This window comes from Nocardia xishanensis NBRC 101358 (assembly GCF_001613365.1).
In the GTDB taxonomy this organism is placed as follows: Bacteria; Actinomycetota; Actinomycetes; order Mycobacteriales; family Mycobacteriaceae; genus Nocardia; species Nocardia xishanensis.
Window position 1 is genome coordinate 90,448 of record NZ_BDCF01000026.1, and the last position, 8,870, is coordinate 99,317.

At 63.9% G+C, this 8,870-nt stretch carries 7 protein-coding genes and 1 pseudogene; 3 read left to right on the forward strand and 5 right to left on the reverse strand.

Annotated features, from left to right (window positions below):
* Positions 1–70: 70 nt before the first annotated feature.
* Genes NX1_RS21200 through NX1_RS21210 form a run of 3 tightly spaced genes read right to left on the reverse strand, consistent with a single transcriptional unit; the run spans position 71 to position 2,717 of the window.
* Positions 71–1,435 carry a hypothetical protein gene (locus NX1_RS21200; RefSeq protein ID WP_068062275.1) on the reverse strand — a complete coding sequence of 455 codons (1,365 nt, stop codon included), beginning with the start codon at positions 1,433–1,435 and terminating at the stop codon, positions 71–73.
* Complete coding sequence (locus NX1_RS21205; protein ID WP_169812265.1) at positions 1,432–2,079, reverse strand: ferredoxin family protein; 648 nt, start codon at positions 2,077–2,079, stop codon at positions 1,432–1,434. The genes NX1_RS21200 and NX1_RS21205 overlap by 4 nt, the downstream gene beginning before the upstream one ends.
* A gap of 17 nt (positions 2,080–2,096) precedes the next feature.
* Positions 2,097–2,717, reverse strand: coding sequence for a TetR/AcrR family transcriptional regulator (locus tag NX1_RS21210; protein ID WP_169812266.1), 621 nt, complete (start codon positions 2,715–2,717; stop codon positions 2,097–2,099).
* Between NX1_RS21210 and larC the strand changes: the two genes are divergently transcribed.
* From larC to NX1_RS21225, 3 genes and pseudogenes are all read left to right on the forward strand, one after another.
* Entirely contained in the window at positions 2,686–3,993 is a 1,308-nt protein-coding gene (larC, locus tag NX1_RS21215; RefSeq protein WP_157119913.1) for a nickel pincer cofactor biosynthesis protein LarC, read from the forward strand. The two genes, NX1_RS21210 and larC, sit on opposite strands and share 32 nt — an antisense overlap.
* Positions 3,994–4,035: 42 nt before the next feature.
* Entirely contained in the window at positions 4,036–5,718 is a 1,683-nt protein-coding gene (locus NX1_RS21220) for an FAD-dependent oxidoreductase (RefSeq protein ID WP_068062282.1), read from the forward strand.
* A gap of 610 nt (positions 5,719–6,328) precedes the next feature.
* Positions 6,329–7,735, forward strand: a pseudogene (locus tag NX1_RS21225) (ISL3 family transposase); the annotation flags it as partial.
* A 628-nt stretch (positions 7,736–8,363) separates the two neighbouring features.
* On the opposite strand, the gene NX1_RS36450 reads toward NX1_RS21225, so the two are convergent.
* Together NX1_RS36450 and NX1_RS38865 are read right to left on the reverse strand one after the other, a co-directional pair.
* Entirely contained in the window at positions 8,364–8,618 is a 255-nt protein-coding gene (locus NX1_RS36450) for a hypothetical protein (protein WP_156094773.1), read from the reverse strand.
* 108 nt (positions 8,619–8,726) lie between these two features.
* Positions 8,727–8,804: a hypothetical protein gene (locus tag NX1_RS38865; RefSeq protein ID WP_507762102.1), complete on the reverse strand. Its 78-nt coding sequence runs from the start codon at positions 8,802–8,804 to the stop codon at positions 8,727–8,729.
* Between the last annotated feature and the right edge of the window lie 66 nt (positions 8,805–8,870).

The following is an 8,870-nucleotide window of genomic DNA, read 5'->3' on the forward strand; positions in this document are numbered from 1 at the left end:
TACCTCCGGGTGCCGCCCGACGTCACGCGGACTCCAGTCGACTGTTCGCCACGAGGTGTCCTTTCCTCCACTACAGATCGCTTTCCGAAAGATTGCGTTGGCGAAGCCATTTGGGCAGCAACTCTTCGTCGACTCGCCGCGACACCTCGGGTGCCATCGCGAGCAGGTGTTCGGCCATGGATCGGGTCAAATTGATCGAGCCGTAGCAACCGTCGAACACGATGCCCTTGTCGGTGCCGGTCTGTTCAGTCGCGATTCTCACCGCGTGGGCTAGATCGTCCGCGATGATCACCGGCTTGTCGGTGTGGATACGGGTGAGGTCTCGCCCGACATCGCCGTCCGCGGCCACCGTGAGATCGGCTGCCGCGAAGAGTTTCCACGCATAGTTCATCACGACTGCCTTCACCGGTCCCTTGATGGGATTCTTGTCCGTAGCGGCGGGCCGGTGAGCCGGAAAGTCGAGATCCAAGTGGTCGTGCCCGCTTTCGTACAGCGCGCAGGCGGTGAGCCCGCCGGCGTGCTGATACGGCAGCCACCGGGTGTCATCGGCGATGGCAAAACATGTATCGATGGTCTCGAAGAGCTGCAGCATCTTTCCGTACCGACGCAACATCGCGGCACCGGTACGCCGATCCAGCGCGATCAGGTCGTTGTCCGCATCGATCCCCCTGGTTCCGGTCGGGGAAGTCGAGAGCACTGTCGAGAACGCCCACCGGTCACGGATATAGGCCGATTCGTAGATCGCACGCGGCACGATGTTCGCGCTGCGCGTGGGGAAGTTCGTATGGAACACCGATCGAGTCTCCATCCGGGCATAGCTCATCGTGAAAGACTTGAGTAGCCGCCCGTTGATGTGATGGAAGTGCACTTCTCGCGGGTCGTCGTAATGAGCGTGGATCAATCGATCCGCGGCATAGGCACTGCGGATGCCGTACAGCCGGCCGATTTCGGTATCGATGGCGACGCCGCGATCGTATGGCCCGAAGGCGAACGTCTTTCCTTCGAAATAATCGTCGAGTCCGTACTTCGGCACGATCTCGTCCTTCTCCGACTTGCTTGCCGCAGACGACACCGCCAGCCTGATCCGGGTTGCTCCGGTGCGCTCGATGACGACGTCCCGGATCATCTTGATCATTTCGGCGTATGCGTGACCACCCATCATCCCGAACCCGTGTTCAGAGCACAGGATGTTGACCGAATCGCCGGGGCCGATCATGCTCATGTCGATCCGGGAAAGAGCCGCTTCGGCGGCGTCACGTACCGGAGTCAGGTCTTCGCCGTACTGATGGATCGGATCGGGAATGTCGTCGAACAGGTCCTGCACTCGCACCGAACACATCTCGGGCAGTTCGGCGGCGCGCATCGCGGGAGCCTTACGCCCATAAGCGAACTTCGACTTGCTGAGCGGCGGCGGTGTCACCGCGGGCCGGATCATGCCGGATTCCCATCGAGGTCCTGTCCGGGTTGGACATCGGGAAACCATGGTGTCGGACTGTTGAGGGCCAGTCCGGACTCCACCGCTGCCAGGTTTTCGCGCAGCCGATACTCCGGGTACTTGTCGGCCACATCGTCGGGAATGGTCCAGATCGCGACGTCGGTGCATCCGTCGGGATACAGTCGCCGATCGTTGTAGGGACGCGTGACTTCGACTCCGTGGGCAGCGAGCAACCGCATTGTCGGTGTAAGACACCACATTCCGCACTTCGATCGCACGCCGGTCGCCAGCGTCAGTTGCTCGGGCTCCTCGACACCTGCCAGCACGGCGGCCGCGATCTCGGCGGCGCTAGTGCCGGTACACACGCACACCTTGGCATCTGGAGACAGCCTCGCACGCCGACACAGCTCATCGACCTCAGGCTGCGAATACTCCTCGGCCGGTACGGTCAGCACCCTCGGATTCGGATCCCGAACCACCGAGATCGCGCCGAACGGCGCACACGCTTCGACGCACTTGAAGCATCCGACACACGCCGATTCGTCCACGACTGCCTGGCGGCCTTCCATCGACAGCGCATCCGCCGGGCACACGGCTACGCACTGCCGACAGCCCACGCACGCCTCGCCGCTCACCGCGACCACGGCCGACGTTTCGAACATCACTCGACTCCGATCATCCGGCACAACAGCAGCTCGATGCGATCGAACAAATCGTCGTCATCGAGATCGAACCTCTCGAGCACCGCGAGAGCAGCCCGAGCCGACCACTCGACGTCCTTCTCGAATTCCACTCCCGGCGAGCCTGGTACGGCATCACGCAGAAGGCGAGCCAGGATGCGCGGCGGTTTTCCCATCAGTTGGTCGTACTGCTCACCGACGTCGGGATCATTGATCATCAGCGACAACATCGGCCGGTACATACGACAGAAGTTCACCGCACCCTTCGTCCAGCTGCCGATGATTTCGCGGGGTAGCGCCGTCTGCCACCTGGGTCGCGCGCCCCACGCCTCCATGGTCTCCGCGGAGCGGACCGCGAATCGCTCGTGAGCGGCAAGCGCCAGACCCCGTTTGTCTCCGAATCGGCCATACAAGGCACCCGAGGTCAACCCGGCGCGACGTGCGATCTCCGCCACCCCGATGTCCGCGTAAGGCCGCTCGTCGAGCAATGAGACGAAGGCATCAAGCAGGGCATCACGGGTCTCGCGAGAACGTTGCTGCTTCGGCTCGCCCACACCGACCACTGCCGACGTGCCTTCATGCAGGTCGGTCGTTTCAATCAACGCAGCCTCCTCACTCGGTCTTGTAAAAAAAATAATAGAAGAATTATCATTTGTCCACAGCCCTCTTCAGTGGGCCGGTATACGACGAGGAGAGGTAGTGACGACAAGGCTGTACCTGGACTGCGTCGGCGGCGCGGCGGGCGACATGCTGCTGGCGGCTCTCATCAGCGCCGGAGCGGATATCGAGAGGATCGAGTCGCAGCTTCCGCGGTGCGGAGTGGCACTGCGGACCGAGCGGACCGAGCGGCACGGTGCGGGCTCGACGCGGGTGATCGTCGACACCTACGCGGATGATCACCCGCACCGACATTGGTCGGACATCCGCCAGATGATCGACTCGTCGGCGATGCGGCCTCGGGCGCGTCAGCTTGCCCACGCAGCATTCGAAAGGCTCGCCCGTGCCGAGGCGAGAGTGCACGGGGTCACCCCCGAGGATGTCGTCTTCCACGAGGTGGGCGCCCTCGATGCCATAGCCGACATCTGCGGCGTCGCAATCGCAGTGGACGAACTGGGAATCGACCAAATCACATGCTCGCCCCTGCCCCTTGGCCACGGCACGACCGTTGGTGCACACGGAGTGCTCCCCCTTCCGGCGCCGGCAACCCTGGAAATGCTCCGGCAGGTGCCCATTCGGGGAGTCGAGATCGACGCCGAAACAGTGACGCCGACCGGCGCGGCGCTGATCACCTCGATGGCATCATCCTTCGGCAGGTGCCCCGAGATGCGATTACTTACGGTCGGAAGCGGTGCGGGCACAGCGAATTTCGAAGCGGTTCCGAATATAGTCCGGGCTCTCGTCGGCGAGTCTCCCACTCGAATCGACGAGGCATCGACACCACTGGTACTCGAGACCAACCTCGACGACCTCAACCCCGAGTTCGTTCCCGACGTCGTCGCCGCCTGCCTGTCCGCGGGCGCCGCCGACGTATGGACCACACCGATCGTCATGAAGCACGGCCGCCCTGGTGTCACGCTCGCCGCAATCGTCCCGCCGGACGCCGAGCGCTCCGTCGCCGAAGCAATGTTTCGGCATTCGACCGCCCTCGGAATACGACTACGCCGATCCGAACACCGCTGGACACTCGATCGGCAGTTCTATTCCGTTGAGGTAGACGGACATTCGGTAGCAGTGAAGATCGGACTACTCGATGGCGACATCGTCAACGTCAAGCCGGAGCACCGCGACTGCGAGCGCGTCGCCGAGCGCACCGGCCGTTCGGTCAAGTCGGTCTGGATGACAGCGCTTTCGGCCGCCGAACGCCTTCTCGCCAACTGAAGCTTTGCGAAACCTATCCCCCACGAAAGCGGAGAAGAGTCCTTGGTCCACGTAATCACACAGTCCTGCTGTAATGACGCGGGCTGTGTCACCGCATGCCCGGCCAACGCCATCCATCCGACGCCTGACGAGCCTGGCTTCGCGACGGCGGAGATGCTCTACATCGATCCGAGCACGTGTATCGATTGCGGCGCCTGCATCGACGAGTGCCCGGTGGATGCGATCTCCCCCGAAACCGAACTCGACGCCAAGGGCGAGCGCTATCTCGCGATCAACGCCGCCTACTACACCGATCACCCCTCGGCCGCCGATGCCCGGGGATCAGCCGAATCAAGTGAACCTTCGATGGCGAAGACATCGCCCGAACGCACGCTGCGTGTCGCGATTGTCGGTGCCGGACCTGCCGGCTTCTACGCCGCCGAAGAGTTGCTCCGGCACCCCGGGGTCGAGGTCGATATGTTCGACCGGTTGCCCACGCCCTACGGACTGGTCCGTGCCGGTGTCGCGCCCGATCATCCGTCGACCAAAGGTGTCGAACGGGCGTTCGCCTCGATCGCGGCCAGCAAGTCATTCCGTTACCTGCTCAACGTTGAAGTCGGAAAGCACGTCATGCACGCAGACTTGACTTCTCGCTACAGCGCGGTGATCTATTCGTCAGGCGCCTCCACCGACAACAGACTCGGAATCAGCGGCGAGGATCTCACTGGGTCCATTCCAGCGACCGAATTCGTGGCGTGGTACAACGGCCACCCTGACAACGCTGACGACACATTCGATCTTTCCGTCCATACCGCTGTGGTGGTCGGCAACGGGAACGTTGCCCTCGACGTCGCACGAATCCTGGTCACCGACGTCAAAGCGCTGGCGAAGACGGATATCGCCGACCACGCACTGGCGGCGCTTGCCGAGTCTCGAGTACGAGAAGTCCAGATCGTCGGACGCCGCGGTATCGCCCAAGCGGCCTACACCAACTCCGAGTTCCTCGCGCTCTCTGACCTACCGGGCGTCGACGTCGTCATCGACCCTTCCGAGTTGACATTGGATCCGTCGACCGCGGCGGCATTCGACGATCGAACTCTCGACAGCACGATCATGACCAAGATCAGTCTGGCTCGCGCTGTCGCTGGGCGTCGGCCGACCGCGGGTAACAAGCGTGTCGTTTTTCGGTACTTGCTGTCTCCTACCGAGATTCGTGGAGCCAACGGAGTGTCCGCGCTGGCATGCGTACGTAACGAATTCACCGGCAGCCCTTCCGGCTCGGTTACTTCGACCGATGATCTGTCTGTCGTCGACTGCGGCCTCGTCATGCGCGCCATCGGCTACCGAGGTCGACCGATCGACTGCCTCCCCTTCGACGCGTCGCGTTCGGTGGTGCCAAACGACCGGGGCCGGGTCCTGAGCGAGCCTGCTGGAGAAACGATCGCGGGCGTGTACGTCGCCGGCTGGATCAAGCGTGGCGCCTCGGGCGGCATCGGCATGAACAAACGATGCGGGCAAGAGACCGCCACTTCGGTGCTCACAGACTTCGCCAACGACCGATTGACCATGCCCACCACGTCACACCATGACCTGGAAGAACTGATCGCCGCCCGGGGCGGCACACCGGTCGGCAGCCTAGGCTGGCTGAACATCGACAGAGCTGAACGCACAGCTGGTGCACGCCGCGGTCGCCGTCGCGTGAAGATCGTGCGCACCGACGACCTGCTACGCGCGGCCGCCCGGTAACGGACCGAGCGCCATCGCAATCGGTGAGGCTGCGCTACGGTGGGACGGTCATTCGAGCCCAAGGCGGCGCAGCGGACGCACCACCGGGTGAGCGTGGCCGCCGCCCTGGTCACCTCTCAGGCCCATCTTTTGCGCCACTTCGATGCCCCCGTCCTGCCCACGCTAGTGTGCTGATTCGCTGTTTGGCGCCGTAAGTTGTTGCTACCGTTTGTGGGTGGTGCGGACTGGGCGGCCGAAGGCTGCCAGCAGTTGTGCACGCCCCCTTGCCGAGACGCGCAAGCGAGCTTGCTGTAGGGAGCAGAGGCGGCGGAGGGTTGACCGGGCTGTCCACGCATCAGGGTGACGCCGCGGTATTGCGGCATGTCCGTGAACAAGCTCGACCGGCGACCCCCTATCACCAACTCGTGTCGCCTGCCGGGGTGATGGGTTCTGGCGCGGATAGCGTGATGTCGCTGGTCTGGGGGTGCCATTCGGCCGCTCTCACTGATACTGATCTGGTATTTGATATCGGGCGTGCATTGGTGATCTGGCGCGAAAGCTGTTGCCACACTTGAACTCCCTCGTGGTGAGCGATGTTCGTGGTGACGAGGAATCGGTGGTCGTGAAGGCGGTGGTTGCCACGAAGACGGCCCACTGCCCGCGGTGCGGAACCGGTTCCGAGCGGGTGCATTCCCGCTACCGGCGGCGGCTGGCCGACGCGGCTGTGGCCGGGCGGGCGATGATCCTGCGGCTGATGGTGCGGCGGTTCTTCTGTGTGAACAGCGCGTGCTCGGCGAAGACCTTCGCCGAGCAGGTCGACGGGCTCACCACGAAGCGCTCGCGGCGGACGAACCAGTTGACCGGGATGCTGACCACGATCGGGCTGGCCCTGGCCGGACGCGCCGGTGCGCGTGTGGCGAGGCAGCTGGGCCTGGCGGCCAGCCGCGACACGTTGCTGCGGCTGGTCCGCGCGCTCCCGGATCCGCCGGTCGGTGCGGTGAAAGTGCTGGGTGTGGACGATTTCGCGGTGAAACGGGGCAGAAGGTATGCGACCGTCCTACTGGACATGGCCACGCATCGGCCCATCGATGTGCTCGACGGTCGCGAGGCCGACACCCTGGCGCAATGGCTTGCCGCGCACCCGGAGATCGAGATCATCACCCGCGACCGCGCCGGAGCCTACGCCGAGGGCGCGCGACGCGGCGCACCACAGGCCACCCAATGCGCTGATCGCTGGCATTTGTGGCACAACCTGGGCCAGGCCGTGGACAAGACCGTCATAGCGCACCGCGCCTGCCTGAACGTATCAGCCACTCCAACAACAGATTCCGAAGGGGAGAAGCGCAACTCCCGAACAATCGGGAACGCTACCCCCACCTCGACTGCACGGGCCCGGCCCGCCCCCGAGGATAAGTATTCGCGGTTGCGGACGCGCACCCTGGAACGCTACGACGCTGTCCAACGGTTACACCGCCAAGGCATCGGCCTGCGCACGATCGCGAAAGAACTTGGTATCGACCGGAAAACGGCACGCCGATTCGCCACCGCCACCGATCCAGAGGATGTGATCGCCGCCGCTACCTCCCGCATCTCGCTGCTCGACGAACACATTCCGCACCTGCTGCAACGATGGAACGCCGGCTGCACCGACGTCGCCGTCCTCACCGCAGAGTTGCGGCAATTCGGCTACCGCGGCAGCCAACGCACCGTCTACCGCTACCTGCAGCCTTTTCGTGACGGCCGAGAAACGTCACGGCCAGTGGCGATCCCGTCAAAAGCGCCGAAGATCCGCACCGTCACCGCGTGGATCATGCGCGACCCTGACACCCTCGCCCACGACGACAGCCAGCAACTGGCCGCGAATCTGGCCCACTGCCCAGAACTGGAGGCCACCCGCCGCCACGTCGGCGCCTTTGCGGTCATGATGCGCGACCTGCGCGGTGACCGGCTCGCGGAATGGATCGCGCAGGTCCGCAGCGATACCCTGCCCGCGCTGCACTCGTTCGTCACCGGCCTCGAACACGACCTCGCCGCCGTTACCGCCGGGCTGACCCTGCCGTGTAGCAACGGTCCCACCGAGGGCACCGTCAACAAGCTTTTAAGATGCTCAAACGGAAGATGTTCGGCCGCGCGAAAACCGACCTTCTCAGGAAACGAATTCTGTTGAGCGACTGAATAACCCGACATACGACATCACGAAATTTGTGCCCGATCCAGCATTGGCGCGATGTTGACACCCCGTGCTACCGAGACGTTGGGAGGGGCTTTTGCCGACTATCCCTGGTTACCTCATGTGGTGGCATCCGAACGAGTGAGCGCGATGCAGCGGCTGTTGGTGGGACACGTCGGGTTGAAACACGGTCGGGTCTGGGTCGCCGACGATGGTGACGCGGTGGCGGTGTGGACGCATCCCGACACGGACGGGGCTGCGGCTATCGTTGCAAGGCAGAGGTTTTGGTAAAGCCATCGTATTGCCCGGCATGCAAGCCGCCGAGCAGGCCGGTGTCCCTGCGTTTCTGGAAACCTCGGATGAGCGCAACCTACGGTTCTACCGGCGGCTCGGCTTCGAAGTGACTGCCGAGGTGGCCGCCACGCACGGGCACCTGACCTTGCACCGCGTGCGCGTCTGTGGTCATGAAGCCCCAACCTTCGGGAGGTAGCCGGGTTCAAGAATGAGTCGGCGGAATATGGAAGCGCTCGTGATTGTGGAAGCGGCCGTGGTCATGAATGCAACTGGGGTCACTGACGCGCAACCCGTTGCGCACGCGCGTCTTCTCATCGATGCAAAAGCCGTCATCCCGAGTCGGCGGCGCCTCGGCAGTCGCCGTCACCGCGCTCGGCGCCCCGATCGCCGCGGCAATCAGCGCTACAACCAGGGTGCGGCGTACCGGCGCGGCAGTCGCGGGAATTGTTCGCCCCATTGGGTTCCTTCCGTTGCGGGATCTCACACCGTTCTATCAGCGCACGCAGCATGGCAACACCCGCCGATTCCAGGGGCGACTCGACGACCATCGACCGCGGCCCCTTCCTCATCGACCGGTCAGATCCCGGTCCAGTACGGCGAGTTGGGCTCGCACCTGTGCGTACAGCGACGAATCTCGGTCCAGCGAAGCTGGATAGGCCGCCCACGTCGCGGCCGTCTACGGAGGCTATCCACCAGCCGAGGATGGCCG

Bases quoted from the DNA above. Each gene is read 5' to 3' on its own strand.
- NX1_RS21200 (WP_068062275.1), bottom strand. From the start codon at position 1,435: ATGATCCGGCCCGCGGTGACACCGCCGCCGCTCAGCAAGTCGAAGTTC.
- NX1_RS36450 (WP_156094773.1), bottom strand. From the start codon at position 8,618: ATGGGGCGAACAATTCCCGCGACTGCCGCGCCGGTACGCCGCACCCTG.